This is a genomic window from Delftia sp. WY8, from assembly GCF_018437695.1.
In the GTDB taxonomy this organism is placed as follows: domain Bacteria; phylum Pseudomonadota; class Gammaproteobacteria; order Burkholderiales; family Burkholderiaceae_C; genus Comamonas; species Comamonas tsuruhatensis.
Genome location: NZ_CP049795.1, coordinates 1,330,484 through 1,349,853, shown reverse-complemented (window position 1 = coordinate 1,349,853; position 19,370 = coordinate 1,330,484). Strand labels below are relative to the sequence as shown.

Here is a 19,370-nt window from a genome sequence, read left to right as displayed (position 1 = left end):
GCATCCCATTTTTCAGGAGAGAAAGCCCGTGACCCGTCTGTTCCGCGTTCCCCATCACGCTCCCATGTTGGCCCTGGCTGCTGCCCTGGCCCTGTCGGCCTGCGACCGGCCCGCCAACCCGTCGGCACAGGCCGCAGCGCCGCAGGCGGCGGGCGCCGGCGAGTTCAAGCCCGTCACCGTGCAGCACCAGCTGGGCACGACGGTGGTGGAGCGCCCGCCGCAGCGCGTGGCCGCGCTGGACATGAACGAGGCCGACTTCCTCGACCAGCTCGGCGTGCCCATTGCCGGCATGCCCAAGGACTTCGTGCCCCACTTCCTGGCCCGGTACAAGGACGATGCCAACGTGCAGGACCTGGGCTCCATCGTCCAACCCAACCTGGAGCGCGTGCATGCGCTCAAGCCCGACCTGGTGCTGATCTCGCCCATCCAGGCCAGCGCCTACCAGGAGCTTTCGGGCTTTGCGCCCACGGTGCATTTCGACGTGGACTTCAGGAACAGCGGCACCCGGCACCTGGACACCGTGCGCGATCACCTGCTGACCCTGGGCCGCATCTTCGGCAAGCAGGACCTGGCGCGCGCCAAGGCCGCCGAGATGGACGACAAGGTGGCCCAGGCCCGGCGCGCCACCGAAGGGCGCAAGGAGACGGCCCTCATCGTCATGCACAACAACGGCGCCTTCACCTCGTTCGGGCCGCAGTCGCGCTACGGCTTTGTCTTCAACGCGCTGGGCGTCAGGCCCGCCAGCACGGCGGCCGAGGCCGACCTGCACGGCCAGCCCATCTCCAGCGAATTCATCCAGCAGGCCAACCCGGACATCCTCTACGTGATCGACCGCACGGCCATCATGCAGCGCCGCCCGGGCATGGATGCTGCCGGCATGGACAACCCGCTGCTGCGCCAGACCAGCGCCTGGAAGAACAACCGCGTGGTCTTCGTCGATTCCGAGGCCTGGTACGTCACGGCGGCCAGCGTGACCTCGGTGAAGCTCATGGTCGATGACGTGCTCAAGGGCTACGGCGATGCGCCGGCAGCGGGCGCGGGCCCGGTGGCCGCTGCGGTTGCAAATTGATCGCATTCTCGATTGAGGGTTTGGCTTTCTCGTTCGGAAGACAAGGTGAAACACCCAACGCCTACCCGAATCGAAAGGAGTCCCGCATGGCACTACGCCATCCATCCCGCCCCGCGCACAACGGCGCATCGCGCGCCCTGCCGCACCCGGCCTTTGCCTGCAGGCACACGGCCATCGCCGTGCACATGCTCTGCATGGCGGGCCTGGCACTGGGGGGCCTGGCCGTGGCCATGCCGTCCGCGCTGGCGCAGGCGGCTGCCCAGGGGGCCGCATCTGGAGCCGCCTCCGGGGCGGCACCCGGCGAGGCCCGCCGCGCCTTCAGCATCCCGGCCGGCCCGCTGGGCCAGGCGCTCAACGCCTTTGCCGCATCGGCCGGCGTGGAGCTGACGGTGGATTCCAGCCTGCTGCAAGGCCGCAGCAGCTCAGGCCTGTCGGGCAGCTACAGCGTGGCCGAAGGCTTTGCCGAGCTGCTGCGCGGCCAGGGCCTGCGCGCCCTGCGCGAAGCCAACGGAAGCTACACCCTGGGCCGCGACCGCAACGCGGCAGCGCCCGTGGACGGCGGCGTGCTCATGCCTGCCGTCACCGTGCGCGCACAGGCTCAGCAGGCGCCGGAAGCCTATGCCGGCGGCCAGGTCTCCACAGGCGGCCGCATGGGCCTGCTGGGCGACAAGGACTTCATGGAGACGCCCTTCAACACCATCAGCTACACCGAAAAATTCATCGCCGACCGCCAGGCCCGCGACATCACCGACGTGATCTCCGCCGCCGACCCCACCGTGTTCAGCACGGGCATGACCGGCATCATCAGCGAGAACTACTCCATTCGCGGCTTCAGCTCCAGCATCGGCGATGTCACGTTTGGCGGGCTGTTCGGCGTGGCGCCGTTCTACCGCGCATCGCCAGAAATGTTCGAGCGCGTGGACGTGCTCAAGGGCCCCTCGGCCCTGCTCAACGGCATGCCGCCCGGTGGCTCGGTGGGCGGCACGGTCAACCTCGTGCCCAAGCGCGCGGGCGACGAGCCGCTGACGCGGCTGACCACCTCCTTCATGTCGGATGCGCAGCTGGGCGCCCACATCGACCTGGGCCGGCGGTTCGGCGAGCGCAAGCAGTTCGGCATCCGCTTCAACGGCGTGCTGCGTGACGGCGACGGCGCCGTGAACCACCAGGAAAAAGAGACCCGGCTGGCCTCGCTGGGCCTGGACTGGCGCGGCGACCGTGCCCGCCTGTCGGCCGACCTGTACAGCAGCGAGGACCGCACCGACGGCCTGAACCGCGGCATCAACCTGGCCGCAGGCCTGCCCGTGCCCAGGCCGCCCAAGGCCGACACCCTGCTCAACCCCAGCTGGGCCTTCTACGACACCAAGGACAAGGGCGCCATGGTGCGCGGCGAACTCGACCTGGGCGACCGCGTCACGGCCTATGCCGCCGTGGGCACCAGCAAGACCCGGTACCGTTCCACGGGGGCCTACCTGATCCAGGTCTTCAACACGGCCGGCGACTACCGCACCAACCTGGCCGACCTGGGCTTCGAGATGGACAAGAAGTCGGCCGAGGCCGGCCTCAAGGGCAAGTTCAACACGGCTGGCGTGGGCCACCAGTGGGCGCTCAACGCCACCTACTACACGCATACCGACAAGCAGTTCGGCCGCCGCAACGTGCTGGCCCAGGACTGGATCACCAACATCTACCACCCCATCTGGGGCCCGGCCACCAGCTTCAACGCGCCCCCGATCTCGCGCACCGAACTGCGGCTGACCAGCATCGGCGTGGCCGACACCCTGTCCTTCGCGCAGGACCGCGTGCAGCTCACCCTGGGCCTGCGCCGCCAGCAGGTGCTCAGCGACACCTTCAACGTGGCCACGGGCGCGCGCACCGCGCGCTATGACGAAGGCGCCACCACGCCGGCCGCCGCGCTGCTGGTGAAGGCCAGCGAGCGTGTCTCGGTCTACGCCAACTACATCGAAGGCCTGAGCCAGGGCGCCACCGCACCCATGACGGCGGCCAACGCGGGCGAAGTGTTCGCGCCCTACAAGTCCCGGCAAAAGGAGCTGGGCCTGAAGCTGGACCTGGGCGACTTCGCCCACACCTTCAGCCTCTATGAGATCCAGCGGCCCAACGGCTACACCGATCCCGTCTCCAACGTCTTCTCCTTCGGCGGCGAGCAGCGCAACCGGGGCGTGGAATGGGGCTTCTTCGGCAACGTGGCCACGGGCGTGCGCCTGATGGGCGGCATTGCCTACGTACAGCCCAAGCTCACCCGCACGGCAGGCGGCGTGAACCAGGGCAAGCTGGCGGCGGGCGTGCCCAGGCTGCAGGGCAAGCTGGGCGTGGAGTGGGACCTGCCCGCCGTGCAGGGCCTGACGCTGACGGCCAACGCCACCACGGCGTCCAGGCAGTACATCAATGCCGACAACTCGCTGTCCGTGCCGGGCCGCACCGTGTTCGACATCGGCGCGCGCTACGTGACCACGGCGGCCGGCCATCCGCTCACGCTGCGCGGCAGCATCACCAACGTGGCCAACAAGGCCTACTGGGCCACGCCGCTGTGGACCAGCCTCGGGCTGGGCGCACCGCGCACCTTCATGCTGTCGGCCACGGTTGATTTCTGAGCGATGACAGGGCGGCTTGCCTTCCATCAAGCCGCACCGAGCCTGCGCTGCCGCCCTGCGGGCTATAAACTAGCCCGGTCGGGCGGCAAAGCGTGCCAGCCCCCTTGCCCTCCCGCCGTATACCAGGATGACAGACGCCTATGGACAGCCGCAATGACAGCATGGACCTGAGCGACGACAGCGTTTTCGAGAGCGCTGCGGAGTTGTTCCGTGCCATGGCGGCGCCCGTGCGCCTGAAGATCATCAGCGTGTTGTGCAATGGCGAGAAGAACGTGACCGAGCTGCTCGCCAGCATCGCCACCACGCAGCCCAACATGTCCCAGCACCTGAACACGCTGTACCAGGCCGGCGTGCTGGGCCGGCGCCGCGAAGGCGTCAGCATCTACTACTTCATCGCCAACGAGCAGGCTGCACAGATGTGCTGCGCCATCTGCACCCAGGTCGCCATCGAGCAGGGCTGAGTGCCGCAGCCTGGCAGGGGCGACTCGGCTAGGATGCCATCCATGCCGCCCACACCCACCCTGGTCCAGCCCCTGCCGCTCGATGCCGACGGCATCCTCGCGCTGGCAGCGCGCTCCATGTTCCAGCTGTTCTCCACCATGAGCCAGGGCATGTTCCTGGCCGACAGGGCGGGGCGCATCGTCTGGGTCAACGAGGGCTACCAGCGCTTCCTGCCCGACCTGGGCGTGGCCTCGGTGGATGAGTTCCTGGGCCACATGGTCGAGGACGTCATTCCCAACACCCGCATGCGCCGCGTGCTGGAAACCGGCGAGCCCGTGCTCATCGACCTGCTCACCAACCGTGCCGGCACCTTCGTGGTCAGCCGCATCCCGCTCAAGGACGATGCGGGCGCGGTCATCGGTGCCATCGGCATCGTGCTCTTCGACCAGCCGGAGACCACGCTGCAACCCCTCATCAGCAAGTTCGCCGTTCTGCAGCGCGACCTGGACGAGGCCCGCCGCGAGCTGGCGGCCCAGCGCAACCGCAGCCTGCGCGTGGCCGTGCAGGGCGAGCGCCGCGCCAAGTACAGCTTTGCCAGCTTTGTCGGCAGCAGCCCGGCCGCCGTGGAGGTCAAACGCCAGGCGCGCCGCGCAGCCCAGTCGCTCAGCCCCGTGCTGCTGCTGGGCGAGACCGGCACCGGCAAGGAGCTGCTGGCCCATGCCATCCACGCCGCATCGGCCCGCAGCGGCGGCCCCTTCGTCACCGTCAACATCGCCGCCGTGCCGGACGCCTTGCTGGAGGCCGAATTCTTCGGCGTTGCCCCTGGCGCCTACACCGGCGCAGACCGCAAGCCGCGCGACGGCAAATTCAGGCTGGCCGACGGCGGCACGCTGTTCCTCGACGAAATCGGCGACATGCCCCTGAACCTGCAGGCCAAGCTGCTGCGCGCGCTGCAGGAAGGCGAGATCGAACCGCTGGGCTCCAACCAGCTCGTGCGCTTTGACGTGCGCGTGGTCGCTGCCACCTCGCGCGACCTGCCGCAGATGGTGCGCGACGGCCGCTTCAGGGAAGACCTCTTTTACCGCCTGCACGTGCTGCCCATCCGCGTGCCCCCGCTGCGCGAACGCAGGCGCGACATCCCGGCACTGGTCGAAGTCCTCTCCGAAGAACTGGCCCTGCGCAACGACATGCCCCCGCCCGAACTGCTGCCCGACGCCCTGGCCCTGCTGGCCGGCCAGACCTGGCGCGGCAACATCCGCGAGTTGCGCAACGTGCTGGAGCAGGCCGCCATGCGCAGCGAAGACACCGCCATCAACGCAGAGCAACTGCGCGAAGTGCTGCGCTCATCAGGAGTGGAACCCGCCGCCCCCGCGCCGGGCCCCGAGACTGCACCCGCGCCGTCCCCTGCCCACAACAGCCCCGCCGACACCGACCTGCTGCGCCCCCTGGCCCAGCAGGTGGCCGAGCTGGAACGCAAGGCCATCACCGCCACCCTGGCCGCCAACAGCGGCAACAAGCTGGCCACGGCGCGCCAGCTGGGCATCTCGCGGGCCACGCTGTATGACCGCATGGCGGTGCTGGAGCTGGGGGGCTGAGTCACCCGCCATCTGCAGGCCGTACCGTGGCCAAGAGGCAGGGCGATTCCTGCTGTTCCCCATCCCGGAGCCCATCCCGGAACCCAGTCCGTGAACATGAAAAACCTCCTTACCCGCCTCAAGACCGCATTCAGCAAGCCTGCCCCAGAGCCCGCTCGCCCACAGGAACACCAGCAACACCAGCAACACCAGCGCCAGCAGCAGGAACCCCAGGCGGATGCTGCAAAGGACGAAGTACTCATCAACGCCTACTGCACCGTCTGGGACCTTCCTGCGCTTGACTTTCCGCACACGCTGGCCGGGCGCCGCGATCTGTCGTACCCCGAGCTGGCACCGCATCTTTCCGGCTTTGTCGGCTATGTGCTGGGGCGCGGCGATGGGCAGATGACGCGCAACCGCTACCACGCCATGCGCCATATCCAGCGCGTACAGCAGCACCTGAGCCTGGGCGTTGCGCCGGAGCAGCTCGATGCCTTTGCCGGCTGGGCGCAGCGCGCCAACGCCATCGCATTTCTGGCGGACGGCAGCATCCGCGACCCGCAGGGCCGCATCCTGTTGGCCGCCAACGGCGCCGAGCCCGATGAACAGGCCGCGCTGCCCTATCCGCAGCAGGCCTGGCAGCGCAAGCAGCGCAGCGAGCAGACGCTGGCGCAGCGCGGCTTCACGCCAGCGGCCAGCCTGCCGCCGCTGATCTCCGAGCCCGAACTGCGCATGCGCGCGCCCGACGAGATCGCCGCACGCGCCTTTGCCCTGCTGGCCGTGGCCGTGCGCGCCGAATCGCTGAACGAAACAATGAACAGTGGCGAACCGCTCACGCCCGACGAGCTGTTCCAGCGCCTGCCAGCCGCCCAGGCCGCGCTCACTCCCAACGAGCGCGACTTCATGGCCACTGCCCAGCCCTCCGAAGAGGCCATCGCCAAGTTCGGCTGGCGCTACGAAGCCGCGTACTTGCTGGAATGGGCGCTGGGCCTGGTCGATACGCTGCCGTTCCCCGATGCCATCTGCGACGTGCCGCTCACCTCGCGCGTCCTGCTGCAGGCCGGCGACCTGCAAGGCGCCCTGCATGCCGCACGCATGCGGCCCGACAGCGAAATCCTCGACGCCCTGGACCAGCACTACCGCCTGCACTGGATCGTGCGCCAGGCCCAGGTGCAGCAGCAGCCCGCGCCCGCGGGGCTGAACGCCGACGTGCTCATGGAGCGCCACCACGCCCTGAACTGGCTGGTGCGCTTCGAGGGCAATGACTGGGATGACGTGGACACGCCGACCTGAGCACGTGGCATGGCCGCACGGCCGGCCCTCTTTTTATTCCTGTTTGAGATTGAAACTCATTCAACTGTCTATACTCGCCGCTTCGCAGCCCCCGGCACCGCCTGCCGTTGGGCCAAGGCGGCCGGGCATGGCCATCCGTTGACTGATCCGTTGTTGGCTCCCGTGGTCGTACGCTATTACCGAGAACTGCTGAGGTTCCTGCAAAGGGCCGTCAAGGATCGCGACACGGCCGAGGATCTTGCTCAGGAAAGCTATGCGCGCCTGCTGGCCGTGCAGCGCTCTGGAGAGGGCATTGCCGAACCGCGTGCCCTGCTGTACCGCACAGCGCGCAACCTGGTGATCGACCAGTACCGCCGCAGCGAGGTGCGTGGAGCGCATGCGCCGCTGGATGCCGGGCCGCAGGGCGCGGAGCAGGCGCAGGGCGCGGATGACCTGGCCGGCCCCCAGGCCTGCGAGCCCGAGATCGCCGCCATGTCCTCCCAGTCCGTGCAAGCGCTGCTGGCCGCCATCGGCGCCTTGCCGCTGCGCTGCCGCGAGGCCTTCATCCTGCACAAGTTCGACGGCATGTCCCAGGCGGAAGTGGCCCGGCACATGGGCATCTCCACCACCATGGTCGAGCGCCACATCAAGCTGGGCATGCAGGCCTGCCGCGCCTGCCAGGACCGCATGGACGGCACGCCTGCGCCCGCCGCATCGCCCCGGCCGGGAGACGCTCGATGAGGCCAGACCTTGCATGGCCTGCGCGGACTGCGGCCTGTGCCCTCACCCCGTATGCCCCGCACGCGGGGTTGGGTTCGCGGCTGTCCGTGCGTCTGCTTCCCTGTAGCCTGCGTCATTCGCATGACTGAACACCTCCCCCCAGCCCGGCCCACCGATGCCAGCCGCAGCGCCGATGCCCAGGCGCTGGACTGGTTTGCGCAATTCAGCCAGCAGCCGCAGGCCGCCTTCGATGATGCGGACTTCCAGGCCTGGCTGGCCGTCGATCCGGACCACCGGGCCGCCTTCGAGCGCTGGCAGGCCGACTGGCGCCGCCTTGATACGCTGCCTGACACCGCCGTCCAGCAGCTGCGTCGCCAACTGGCTGCCGACAAGGCCGCGGACCTGCTCGGGCAAAGGGCGCAGCCACGGCCCGCCCCCGCTGTCCAGCCAGCCCGGCCAGCATGGTCCGCTCCGCTGGCCTGGCTGCGCGGCTGCACGGCCGCCGTGCCCCGTGCCGCGCTGGCGGCCGCCGTGCTCCTGGTGGCCGGTGGCGCGGGCCGCATGGCCTGGGAGCATTGGCAGAGCCGGCCCCTGTTTGTCCAGGACTACGCCACCGGGCGCGGCCAGCAGTTGAACGTGGAGCTGCCCGACGGCAGCCGCTTGCGGCTGGACACCGCCACCCGCGTGCATGTGGCGCTGTACCGCCAGCGGCGCGAAGTGCGCCTGCCCGAAGGGCAGGCCGTCTTCCAGGTGCACGGCGATGCGGACCGGCCCTTCGATGTGCTCGCCGGCAGCGTGAAGGTCACCGTGGTCGGCACCCAATTTGCCGTGCGCCACACGGCCGGCAGCCCGGTGCAGGTGGCCGTGCAGGAAGGGCAGGTGCGGGTGTCTGCGGCCGGCCCTTCCGATGCCGTGCTGCTCACTGCGGGCCAGCAGGTGCAGGCCGATGGCGATGGCCGCCTCTCGGCTGTCGGCGCCGTGCCGCCTGCCGGCATCGCGCCCTGGCGCGACGGACGCGTCAGCTTCGACAACGTGCCGCTGTCGCAGGCGCTGGCGGAATTCGAGCGCTATGGCCCCACGCGCCTGGCGGTGCGCGATCCTGCCGTGGCCGCCATGCGCCTGTCCGGCACCTTCGACCCGCGCCGCCTGGACAACTTCCGCAAGGCCCTGCCCAAGGTGCTGCCCGTGCGCCTGCTCGACCCCCAGGGTGGGGAAGGCGCGCAGACCCTCATCGTCGCCGCGCCCTGAGACGGGCGCTGCGAGTTCCTCAAAAATTTTTCACGGGCGGGTTGGGGTTTTGCCGTGCCGTGCGTCTACCTGAGAAGGATTCGTATTCGCAGCCTTCCGGAGATTTCCCTCATGCCCCGTTCCAGTTCCATTTCCATTCCCGGCTCCATTCCCGGTTCCGTCCTCTTCACCCCCGTCCCGCTGGCCCTGGCCACGGCCTTGCTGCTGGCCACCATGGCCGCGCCGTCCCGCGCCCAGTCCCAGGCTCCGTTGCAGGCGCTGCCTGGCGCGGGCGGCGCGTCGGCCATGGCCTCCGTGCCGGTGCAGATCCGCATCGCCTCCCAGCCCCTGGCGCAGGCACTGGACACGCTGGCCCGCCAGGCTCGGCTTGAATTGATGGTGCAGCCCGCACTGGTGGAGGGCAGGACCGCACCCGCCGTGGAAGGCCGCCTGAGCGCTTCCGAGGCATTGGGCCGCCTGCTGGCCGGCACCGGCCTGTATGCGGAAATCGACGGCAGCGCCGTCATCGTGCGGCGCATGCCCCAGGGGGCGGCCACCGGCTCGCTCACCCTTGCGCCCGTCAACGTCTCGGCCAAGGCAGAGCGCAGCGCCATCACCGAGGGCTCCGAATCCCTGGCCGCGCGCGCCATCAGCATCACCAAGGGCGACCAGGCGCTCAAGGACATACCGCAATCTGTCAGCGTGCTCACGCGCCGCCAGCTGGACGACCAGGGCATCACCGACCTGCGCGTGGCCGCCAACAACGTCACCGGGACCGTGGGCGTCAAGGGCGTGGGGCAGGGCATGGTGCTTTCGGCCCGGGGCTTCCAGATCGACGCCTGGCAGTACGACGGCGTCGCCATCCCCCGCAACAACTACGCCCTGGGCAACTGGGGCACCGAAGGCATGGTCTTCTATGACCGGCTGGAAGTGCTGCGCGGCGCCTCCGGCCTGCTGCAGGGCACGGGCAGCCCCGGCGGTGCCGTCAACCTCGTGCGCAAGCGCGGGCAGGCGGAGCGCACCGTCGCCATCACCGCCCGTGCCGGCTCGTGGGACCGCTACGGCCTGCAGCTCGATGCGGGCGGGCCCCTGAACAGCGAAGGCACCCTGCGCGGCCGCGTCGTGCTGGACGAATCGCGCAGCCACTCCTTCGTGGACTACGTCAACGACCGCACGCGCTCCCTGTACGCCGCCCTTGACTACGACATCAGCCCCGACACCACCGTGGGCCTGGGCATCAGCCACTCCGACAGCAACGGCCGCCCCATGATCCGGGGCCTGCCGCGCTTTGCCGATGGACGCGACCTCGGCCTGCCGCGCTCCACCTTCGTCGGCGCCTGGTGGAACCGGGCCAGCATAGAACAGACCACCTTCTATGCCGACCTGGACCACCGCTTCAACGCCGACTGGAGGCTCAAGGTCTCCACCCTGCGCATGAGCGAGAAAAACACCTCCGCCCACCAGCGCATGCACGGCAACGTCGCGGCCGACGGCAGCGGCCTCACCTATGCCAACTGGGTCACCGACTTCGACTCCACCAAGGTCGGCCTGGACGCCTTCGTCAACGGCCGCTTCCAGGCGCTGGGCCTGCGCAATGAAATCACCGTGGGCGCCAACTACTCCCGGTACAAATCCAACGACATGTATGCGCGCACCTTCACGCCGGGCGGCAACATCTTCAACATCGACCACAACCGGCCCTGGCAGAACCTGGACACCATCATGGCCGGGGGCGGGATCAAGACCCTGCCACGGTACGACGTGGAGCAAAAAGGCATCTACGCCAGCTGGCGTGCCAAGCTGGCCGAGCCGCTGACCGCCATTGCGGGCGCACGCGCCAGCTGGTACGACTACCTCTACAGCGTGCCCCTGTCCAACGCCCGCACCTCCATCACCGCCTCGGGCGAGATCACGCCCTATGCGGGCCTGGTCTATGCGCTCACGCCCCAGTGGTCGGCCTACGGCAGCTACACCAGCGTCTTCGAGCCGCAGTCCGAGCGCACCGTGGCCGGCAACGTGCTGGACCCCATCATCGGCACCAACTACGAAATCGGCCTCAAGGGCGAACTGCTGGACGGGCGCGTCAACACCTCGCTGGCCCTGTTCCGCTATGACCACAAGAACCGCGCCGTCAACGACGTAGCCTCCGGCATGGCCTGCGACGACTGGTACTGCTCCACCGCCTCGGGCAAGGTGCGCAGCCAGGGGCTGGAAGCCGAAGTCAGCGGCGAAGTGCTGCGCGGCCTGCAGCTCATGGCCGGCTACACCTACAACACCACCAGGTTCCTCAGCGACCCCGTCAACCAGGGCAAGGTCTTCAGCACCTGGACGCCCCGGCACATGCTGCGCGCCTGGGCCGCCTATCGCCTGCCCGGTCAATGGAGCCGCCTGAACGTGGGTGCCGGCTTCACTGCACAGACCCATACCTTGGGCTATGACCGCTCCTTCAAGGTCCCCGGCTTCACCGTCTGGAACATGCGCCTGGCCTACCAGCTCACCCCCGAAGTCAGCCTTGCCATGAACCTCAACAACGTCTTCGACAAGCGCTACTGGATCCCCGGCTTTGCCGAGCAAAACGGCAACAACGACTTCGGCGACCCGCGCAACGTCATGTTCACGCTCAAGTACACGCCGCGCATCTGAGAGGCAGGCGGGCCACCGTCAGGCCGGTGCGGTCCTGGCTCCAAGCGTGACAGTGCCAAGCCAACGGCATGGGTGCCATGGCCCGTCGGCATTTTGCAGATGGCAGGACCCGTCGGCTTGCACCTGGATCCGGGTGGGGTATCCGCTGGACCAGGGGATGGTCCAGTCGAAGGGCAGGACCAGCAGGGCCTGGGGCGGTGCCATGGCTTGTATGTCCAGTGGCTGCCACGTGTCGGGTGCAACGCAATCTTCGGTGCACGGCAAAGGCAGTTGCGGCTCGTAGCCCACCACCCAGGCCCAGAAAATGCCGGGCTTGGGGCCGTCACATTCCGGCGACTCCAGCATTAGCAATGCACTTCCTGCCTGCTCCACCGCATGGGCGCAGAGCAAGTGTGTCTCGGCGCATTGCGCATGTGCCTGCACGTTGCAATCGGGCATCAGCACATCGAGGATCTGCGCCATCTCCTGCACGCCGGCAACAGCGGGCAGGTGAGTGGGAAGCTGCAGGAACAGCCAGCTTCGCTGCTCCAGCACCACGGTGCACCGGCGAACGCACCACCAGACGCCATAGGGGTCGGCCGGGGCAACGGGGTCGGATGCCATTGGCAGCTGTGTCCAACTGGTGTGGCCCGATTCCGTGCGTCTCCTGTATTGCCAGTGCTCATCAAAGCGCAGGCCGCAGATGAGGCGGTGATCGAGACGGATGCCTTCCTGCGGAACCTCCCGCTCACATGGCTCTGGTGCGTCGTCGGGCTTTTGCATTATTCGGATCCGGAAAGGCCGCCGTTGCCGGCGCTGTGGTTGTCCGACTGCGCCACGGTAATGGCCCCGATGCACCGGTACCGGCCCCGGCGCGCATCGATGCCATCCACACCGCACAGCCCTTCGCCATCCACCGTCATCCTCAAGGCGTGGTTCCTTGTCAGGGGAGATTTCGAGCCGAAGGGCCAGATCAGCAGGGCGCGAGGACGCCCGGGCACGTCAAAGGCCGAAGTGCGCTTGGCGCGCTTGAACTTCTCATGCATTTCCACGCCGACCACCCAGGCCCAGAAAACGGGTGGCGCGCCAACACTCAAATCTTCGGCCTGCAACTGCAGCAAAGAGCAGCCATTGGCAAGCAGCGCATCGGTGCTGCGCAGCAGCGGCGCCTGTGCCGTGCTCTCGTCGAGCACCTTGACGTTCCAGTCCGCAAGCATTGCGCCCAGGGCCAATGCCACATCGCCACATTCCGGCTGCACAGGCAGGCCCGGGGGCAGATGCACGGAATGCCAGGGCATGCGATTGAGCACCGCAACGCACTGGCGCACGCACCACCACGCGCGCTGTGGATCTGCTGCAGCCACGCCGCCTGCGCGGGTTGCCGGCAGTCGCGCCCAATAGCGACGGCCTGACGGCATGCGCGCCGCGTACGTCCACAGCCCGTCAAAGCGCAGCCCAGGGGTGAAGCGGTGGGTGACGTGCGCGGTCTCAGCCATGTGGAGCCTTGTGGTGGTGGACTTCAACACAGTGCGGGCCCCGTCAATGGCCCTGCATTGCCGCGTTGCGCGGGCGACCACGTGATTGCGGCAAGGCAGCGGCACTCGCGCCACTGCCCGGCAATGCCGTCCACATCGCAATGCCCGTCGTGGTTCATCTGCACCCGCGCCGCATAGCAGCAGGCCCAAGGCATGCTCCAGCCAAAGGGAATGGCGAGTAGCGCGGCAGGGCTTGGCGCACGGCATGACGGCCATGGCTTCACCGGCGCGGGCAGCATTCTCTGATGCATCTCCACGCCAATCACCCAGGCCCAGAACGTGCTCTGCGGGCGCCGGTGCAGCGCCTCTGACTGCAGTTGCAGCACGGCCCCGCCGCCCGCCAGCAGCGCCCGGGTGCAGGACTGCAGCGGGCTGTGCCCGGCTCCTGCGCTGAGCTGCACCTGCCAACGCGGCATCAGCGCGTGCAGAGCCAGCGCCACAACTTCCGGCCCCGGCCGCAAGGGCATGCCTGGCGGCAGATCCACCGATTGCCACATCTCCCGCCGCAGCACGGCAGCGCAGCGCCGCACACACCACCAGGCGCCATGCGGATCGGCTCTGCCCGCATCCGGCTGCCCCAGCGGCAGCCGCGACCAACAGGCCCGCCCCGATGGCGCGCGGGCGGCGTACTTCCAGCGCGCGGCGAAGTGCAGGCCGGGAGTGAAGTGGTGGGTGATGTGCATCGCTTCACTCATCGGTTTTGCGACTTTGGCCTGGGTGAACTGATCCGAAGGGTGTCTCGATACCGCAGCGGGCACCGATGCGCATGAGCGCCATACCCAAAGATGTTCGTGGTTCCTTGGTCTTGCCCAGTGCGAGGTCAGAAATCGTTGCTTGACCGCAGCCCACTTCGCGGGCGATCTGGCTTTGACTGACACCCTTCGCTGCAAGCTTGGCGAGGTAGTCTTTCCATTGCATGCACGCAGTCTAACGTTTAATCGTTAAAAGACAAACGATATATCGTTATCGGTTTTCCGTAAGCTTCGGCGCTATGTCCACAGATTTCGCCAAGCGTCTTAAAGCAGCTCGTGCTCATGCAGGTCTTACTCAAGAGGAGCTCGCCGCAAAGGCAGGGTTGAAGCAGTCCTCCATTGGGGATCTTGAGTCGAAGGGACATGGTTCCAAGCGGACTGCCACGATGGCAGCAGCGTGCGGAGTGAGCGCTCTTTGGCTGGAAAGCGGCGAGGGGATGATGACGCCTGACGAGGCGGCGATGCTTGCTCAGCTTCCCTGCGGAATTCGGCGATACCCGGTGCTTACTTCCAGCCAGGCCGTTGCCCGAAGTGAAGCCGTCGAGGGCTTGGAGAGCCTGGGCACGGAAGTCTCTGCCAACGATGCGTCAGTTCATGCGTTCTTCCTCCAGTTGGCTGGAAACTCCATGACTCCGGAGTTCCGTGAAGGAGACCGTGTACTGATCGATCCAGGTGTCAAGCCTCAGCCTGGAGACTACGTGGCCGCCCAGGCGGGAAAGACCGAAGCCCTGTTTCGGAAATACCGGCTACACGGAAACGATAGGCTGGGTAATGAGGTGTTTGAGCTGATCCCGCTCAATCAAGACCATCCCGTCATGCGCAGTGACGAACATGGGCTTTCTGTGATCGGAACCATGCTGGAGTTGCGGCGGAAGTTTCCGCGCCCTTGAGCCTAGGATCTGCCAGTTTGTGCAACTCCGTGAACGCCGCCTTGGAAAGCAATGCGACACGGAGCATCTCCTCCGGACTGGTCAACCGGCTTGGCCGGTCGTCCGAGCACCAAGGCTCAAGCCGGCCGAGCGACGGGTTTCGATGCCGAGCACACCCGAGGCATCGGGGCATCATTGGTTGGATTGCCAGACGAGGCATTGATAGCAGCGAACGGTTGGGCAAGCACCGGTGGGTGGCGGAGAAGACGCATAGCTGGTTTGCAGACTTTGGCAAGCTGAGAATCCGCTTTGAACGAAGGCTGGATATCCACGAAGCATTGCTGAAACTGGCGGCAGCGATCATCTGCGCACGCTTCGTGGATTGGTAGTGCTAGCCAGACTTATAGCGAGTGAGACCAATTGATGACAGAAGGAGAATTCTCATCGCTGAGTGAGTCATTCATCCATTGAGTACCAGGATTGGTACTTTCTAGACGTGGCTGGCGGACCGTCCCGCTTGTCGTGCTGATTGCAGGAAACGCATAGCAATTGCAGATTGGTGATATCGTTGAGTCCCCAGTTCGACAGGGAAACGATGTGATCGTAGTTTCCAACGTTGTCAATATTCATGAGTCCCGTTAGGTCTCTTTCGCAGAACACGCAGCACCCACGATCGCGAAAAAAAACGGCACGCTTCGCCCACATCGGGGGGCTTACCCGTGCAATCTTCCCATTGGTTGAAAGTAGCGAGCGATCAAGTGTTTCGGCTTCATCCCAATTCGCCATTTCCAAAATACCCGAGAGATATGAATTAAAATTCATCATCAGCTCACGATTTTGAAAAAGAACGTGAAAGACCTCATCTACCGTTTGCTTTATGAGATCTTCGTATGCCGCAGACATCCATATCTCATTCATGTATTCGTAAATATCATTCGCATCGGTATTTTCGAAATTTTTTCCCTTGTCCTTAAGAAACGTAAACAGAGTGAGATGATCAATGCCATGATATTCAAAGGCGTGCTCGATGGGCAGTTTGTGTGGCTTTAGATCGGCAATTGCGAGAGGCATGCTTTTGAAATTTGCGTAGATTGCCTTTTGCTTTTCAATATCAAAACCTTCAGCTTGTTCTGAGTGGAGTATCTGTGCGGCAAAGCTGATGAATTGATGCAGCATCGAGTGCTTTGCATAGGGCGCGAGCCAAGTGGACCACTGTTGATCGCAGTGGAATCCCTCCAATAGAGGCGCATGGTCGAATGTGTCCTTCAATAGGCCGCTGACAAAATCACAGATGCTGTAGGTCTCATAGAATTTAGCCACGATACGCATCGTCTAGTCCTTCTCAATCATTGGCCGTTGGGATATATCCGATAGCCGTCCACCCAGCATATTGTCTCGTTATCATGGTTGCAAAGCAGGTTCGGCGACTGGAGTTCCGTGTCATGAATTGACGAATCCATATAAGAGGCGGTTTCGCGATTGATCCTATGTGCGGCTAACTGGCGGCGTACGCTTGTGTGTTTTTTTTCGCAGCATCGCTATTTCAGCATCCATGCTTTTCCATGTTGCAGCAATATCTATGTTCACAGGTATAAAAACTTCAAAATCCAATCTTTCTCCGTTAGGGAGCCATAACTCAAGAAGCGCGTTGCCAATGATATTCTTTCGCAGGTCGACAACCGCGATGGCATCATCTGTCGACATAGGGTTGTCAGACAATCTATAGTTCAGTTGACCCAAAATTACGTGGGCGCGGTTTTCTGAAAAGTCAAGCACAAAGCCAAGCGTGATTGAGTCCGATGGGTTGCTTGCCGTAATAAATAGCTTCCCTCCTTGAACTTCACGGACCCGTAAGGAAAGCGACGAAAATGTCGCTACCGGAGCTTGTGGCCAACGCGCCAAACCGACTATCAACCCCTGCAGACCGACGCTGCGCCTTGATACATGTACCTTTTCCCGTAAGGCTCGCGCCACCGGTTCAGGGACAAACTGCGCGACAGCTTCTAGCCGGTCGCGGTCGCGATGGACGACCATCTCGTCAGGCACTCCAAGTTCATACGCGATGTATTGTCTTGCCAGCGCCTCCATGACCGTCAGATCCTGTTCCAACCTTCTCCGATCTTCCGGTACGTCGGGATCACCTCGTCCATCGGCAAATTGAGCGTGCGCGACGGCGCATCTTCCGCTGTCATAAATGTGCTTGCCAACGTCGGCCACCTCGGAACTCAGCGCTCTGACGCGTGCGCCAGCGTCGCCTTCCAAGACAGGCAATGCCTCCGCGATCCAAGCCACTCGCAAGGCGCTGCGGTCAAACTGAGATTCGATGACTTTGAAGAAGCTTAGAAACGCGTAACCTACGTGAATTTGGCGAAGACGTAAGCCTTCTCGCCAGAAGGCAAGGGCCCGCCTCGTTCGCTCATCTCGGATCAAAGGCAGATAGTTGCATTCGAAGCCATGAGGCCCGCATGCAATCATCGTGCTTTGGCCCTGTCCCTCCGAGTAAAGGTTCGCATGGCTACCGGCCACGTAACCGCCAACATCCACGTATCCCCGTTTGAACCAGCCAAGAATGGATGCGAAACGAAGAATTTTTCCCATCACCTCGCTCTCTTGACCCCTCTGACAACGCATTGTGATTCCCGGGGTGTCGCGACGACCGTTGCGAATTTGTGCGCCGCGCAAGAAATAGTCGTCACCATCGTAGTTGAGGCGAACATCGCTTTCGGGCCATGCGATAGAGGTGTAGCAGGCCGCCGTCAACCAGCCTCGCATGGCGCTGTAGTGAGACTCCGCATCTGTACCAAACTCATGAACGATATAGGGACCATGCTTCATCACGCTAAGCATAAGACGAAAGCTGGTTCGCCCCCATCCCGTGCGGCTTGTGTTTTTTGCCTCACTCCAACCGTTCCCCTGGCAGGCGGCAGCGGCTGTCTAGGCACGCGCATGAAGATGCCGAGGCTGGCAGAGGGTGGATGTGCGCGTAGTTTTCAGGGCTACAAGATGGGGACGTATCGTCTGACCGCCGCGTCATGGAATCTTTCGACGTGGGGCCATTGCACGGAGCGTGAGCGAGGCTTGTGCTGCCAAGCAAATCCTGCTGCGGGACAGCCTCAAGTCTCTTCTCGTGAAAACCCGCACGCCATTGCCTTTGCGCGCTCGCAGCGAAACAGAACGCGGCGGAACCTCTTCACCGAACGACGTTTCATCTCGCTAAGAGTAGCTAACACCACCTCGTCATAGCCCTCGCGGAGCAGTTATGCTCGCTGCCCTCATGGCACGACGACCGTAAGCAAAGAACTGTGGCAACAGCTACAACCCCTCGTCCCAGCCTTCGTACCTTCCGCCAAAGGTGGTGCCCGCAAGCTCGCAGTCAGCGATGAAGCCGCCCTCAACGGCATCTTGTTCGTACTGCAAACAGGCATTCCGTGGGAAGACCTTCCCCAATCCCTTGGGTACGGCAGCGTCATGACGTGCTGGAGGCGCCTGCGCGACTGGAATGCCGCTGGTGTCTGGGAACAGTTGCACCAGGCCATGCTGACTCGCTTGCGTGAACATGACCAAATCGATTGGAGCCGAGGCAGCATTGATGGCTCCTCGGTGCCAAGCCCCCGGGGGGCCAGGAAACGGGGCCCAACCCGACGGACAGAGGCAAGCTCGGCTCCAAGCGACACATCGTTGTAGATGCCAGAGGCATCCCGCTGGTGATCTTAGTCAGCGGAGCGAACCGGCACGACTCCAAGATGTTCGAGAGGTGCGTGGACGCGATTCCTGCGATTGCAGGCCTGCCAGGACGTCCCCGTAGAAGACCGGTAAAGCTGCACGCCGACAAAGGCTACGACTTCAAGCGATGCCGAGCCCACCTGAGGCAGCGGGGCATCATTGGCCGGATTGCTAGACGAGGCATTGAGAGCAGCGAGCGGCTGGGCAAACACCGGTGGGTGGTGGGGAGGACGCACAGCTGGTTTGCAGGCTTTGGCAAGCTGCGAATCCGCTTTGAAAGACGACTGGATATCCACGAAGCGCTGCTGAAACTGGCCGCGGCGATCATCTGTGCGCGCTTCGTGGATCGGTGGTGTTAGCCACTCTAAGCCGCTGCTCGGAAGTCGCTGTGGCTGACTGTTCATGGCCGATTCTTGCAGGCCATGCCCACTATCCCCCATCCTTGGCGTCTACCTCGTCCACTCCTGCTGGACGGATGCTGAGCGATGCGCCGCAATGCTCCGCTAAGGGAGCGGTGATGGAGATTGCAAATGAACAACCGCCGTACGCTACGATGCGCACCCCTGCGTCGTCTACCGCATCAGGACTGAACAGAGTCTTGATTCGCGAAAAGACGGCGGCGTAAAACTCGCCAGGCACCTCGCACAATGGCGTTCCTCTGGCGTCCGAGCCCAAATACACGCACGAGCTCGTCGCCGAAGTCGGCGAGGGCAAAAACAATTGACGATGCCCAGCAATCGCCGCTTCCTGCAAAAGCTTCCCGGTGATGCGCGCCACGTACCCGCCGGTGCGCCCTGGATATGTCGGGTCTTCCAGCAGTGGCGGCTTTGCCGTTAAGTCCTCGATTGCGTGATTCACAGGGTCTCCTGAGCAAAGCTGGGTGTTGGCATCGAAAGTCCGGTGCTGGCCGAAGTGCGCCTCACGTTAAAGACGTGACCCCGTCGCAAAGTGGGCAGA

At 64.8% G+C, this 19,370-nt stretch carries 17 protein-coding genes and 1 pseudogene; 11 read left to right on the top strand and 7 right to left on the bottom strand.

Features of this window, described 5'->3' with window-relative positions; translation table 11 throughout:
- Positions 1–28 precede the first annotated feature (28 nt).
- The 8 genes from G4D77_RS06260 to G4D77_RS06225 all read left to right on the top strand — a co-directional run bounded on the left by G4D77_RS06260 (position 29) and on the right by G4D77_RS06225 (position 11,555).
- A complete protein-coding gene (locus tag G4D77_RS06260) occupies positions 29–1,069 on the top strand; it encodes a siderophore ABC transporter substrate-binding protein (protein WP_154834836.1) in 1,041 nt (346 codons plus the stop codon).
- A gap of 86 nt (positions 1,070–1,155) precedes the next feature.
- Complete coding sequence (locus G4D77_RS06255; RefSeq protein ID WP_154834835.1) at positions 1,156–3,678, top strand: TonB-dependent receptor; 2,523 nt, start codon at positions 1,156–1,158, stop codon at positions 3,676–3,678.
- A 140-nt stretch (positions 3,679–3,818) separates the two neighbouring features.
- Positions 3,819–4,139: an ArsR/SmtB family transcription factor gene (locus tag G4D77_RS06250; RefSeq protein ID WP_016449629.1), complete on the top strand. Its 321-nt coding sequence runs from the start codon at positions 3,819–3,821 to the stop codon at positions 4,137–4,139.
- A gap of 42 nt (positions 4,140–4,181) precedes the next feature.
- Positions 4,182–5,714, top strand: coding sequence for a sigma-54 interaction domain-containing protein (locus G4D77_RS06245; protein ID WP_154834834.1), 1,533 nt, complete (start codon positions 4,182–4,184; stop codon positions 5,712–5,714).
- A gap of 96 nt (positions 5,715–5,810) precedes the next feature.
- Positions 5,811–6,986: a DUF4272 domain-containing protein gene (locus G4D77_RS06240; protein WP_154834833.1), complete on the top strand. Its 1,176-nt coding sequence runs from the start codon at positions 5,811–5,813 to the stop codon at positions 6,984–6,986.
- A gap of 162 nt (positions 6,987–7,148) precedes the next feature.
- Complete coding sequence (locus G4D77_RS06235; protein ID WP_047471487.1) at positions 7,149–7,706, top strand: sigma-70 family RNA polymerase sigma factor; 558 nt, start codon at positions 7,149–7,151, stop codon at positions 7,704–7,706.
- A 120-nt stretch (positions 7,707–7,826) separates the two neighbouring features.
- Complete coding sequence (locus G4D77_RS06230; protein ID WP_046988654.1) at positions 7,827–8,933, top strand: FecR family protein; 1,107 nt, start codon at positions 7,827–7,829, stop codon at positions 8,931–8,933.
- A gap of 111 nt (positions 8,934–9,044) precedes the next feature.
- Positions 9,045–11,555, top strand: a complete 2,511-nt coding sequence (locus tag G4D77_RS06225; RefSeq protein ID WP_154834832.1) for a TonB-dependent siderophore receptor — start codon at positions 9,045–9,047, stop codon at positions 11,553–11,555.
- Positions 11,556–11,573: 18 nt separating this feature from the next.
- Here G4D77_RS06225 and G4D77_RS06220 read toward each other — a convergent pair whose 3' ends face one another.
- The 4 genes from G4D77_RS06220 to G4D77_RS06205 are packed head-to-tail and all read right to left on the bottom strand — an operon-like array spanning position 11,574 to position 13,987.
- Positions 11,574–12,317, bottom strand: coding sequence for a hypothetical protein (locus tag G4D77_RS06220; RefSeq protein WP_016454041.1), 744 nt, complete (start codon positions 12,315–12,317; stop codon positions 11,574–11,576).
- Positions 12,317–13,111, bottom strand: coding sequence for a hypothetical protein (locus G4D77_RS06215; protein ID WP_227740802.1), 795 nt, complete (start codon positions 13,109–13,111; stop codon positions 12,317–12,319). Before G4D77_RS06215 ends, G4D77_RS06220 begins: the two co-directional genes overlap by 1 nt.
- The gene (locus G4D77_RS06210) at positions 13,054–13,752 is read right to left on the bottom strand and encodes a hypothetical protein (protein WP_154834831.1); all 699 of its coding nucleotides are present in this window, start codon (positions 13,750–13,752) and stop codon (positions 13,054–13,056) included. Before G4D77_RS06210 ends, G4D77_RS06215 begins: the two co-directional genes overlap by 58 nt.
- Before the next feature lie 4 nt (positions 13,753–13,756).
- Positions 13,757–13,987 (bottom strand): helix-turn-helix domain-containing protein, encoded by a 231-nt coding sequence (locus tag G4D77_RS06205; RefSeq protein WP_012204455.1) that lies wholly within the window; start codon positions 13,985–13,987, stop codon positions 13,757–13,759.
- A gap of 73 nt (positions 13,988–14,060) precedes the next feature.
- On the opposite strand from G4D77_RS06205, the gene G4D77_RS06200 reads away from it, so the two are divergent.
- Together G4D77_RS06200 and G4D77_RS06195 are read left to right on the top strand one after the other, a co-directional pair.
- On the top strand, positions 14,061–14,711 hold the full coding sequence (locus G4D77_RS06200) for a LexA family protein (protein ID WP_046988656.1): 651 nt from the start codon (positions 14,061–14,063) through the stop codon (positions 14,709–14,711).
- 140 nt (positions 14,712–14,851) lie between these two features.
- Positions 14,852–15,079 (top strand): annotated as a pseudogene (locus tag G4D77_RS06195) (IS5/IS1182 family transposase); the annotation flags it as partial.
- 67 nt (positions 15,080–15,146) lie between these two features.
- On the opposite strand, the gene G4D77_RS06190 reads toward G4D77_RS06195, so the two are convergent.
- A complete protein-coding gene (locus tag G4D77_RS06190; RefSeq protein WP_046988657.1) occupies positions 15,147–16,019 on the bottom strand; it encodes an HNH endonuclease in 873 nt (290 codons plus the stop codon).
- 156 nt (positions 16,020–16,175) lie between these two features.
- A complete protein-coding gene (mauJ, locus tag G4D77_RS06185) occupies positions 16,176–17,525 on the bottom strand; it encodes a methylamine utilization protein MauJ (protein ID WP_154834830.1) in 1,350 nt (449 codons plus the stop codon).
- Between the two features lie 465 nt (positions 17,526–17,990).
- On the opposite strand from mauJ, the gene G4D77_RS06180 reads away from it, so the two are divergent.
- Positions 17,991–18,772, top strand: a protein-coding gene (locus G4D77_RS06180; protein ID WP_411529076.1) for an IS5 family transposase whose coding sequence is annotated in 2 segments (ribosomal slippage) — positions 17,991–18,303 and positions 18,303–18,772 — 783 coding nt in all. Because the reading frame shifts where the segments join, the coding sequence is not laid out codon by codon here.
- A gap of 70 nt (positions 18,773–18,842) precedes the next feature.
- Here the strand turns inward: G4D77_RS06180 and G4D77_RS06175 are convergent.
- The gene (locus G4D77_RS06175) at positions 18,843–19,271 is read right to left on the bottom strand and encodes a hypothetical protein (RefSeq protein ID WP_154834829.1); all 429 of its coding nucleotides are present in this window, start codon (positions 19,269–19,271) and stop codon (positions 18,843–18,845) included.
- Positions 19,272–19,370 lie beyond the last annotated feature (99 nt).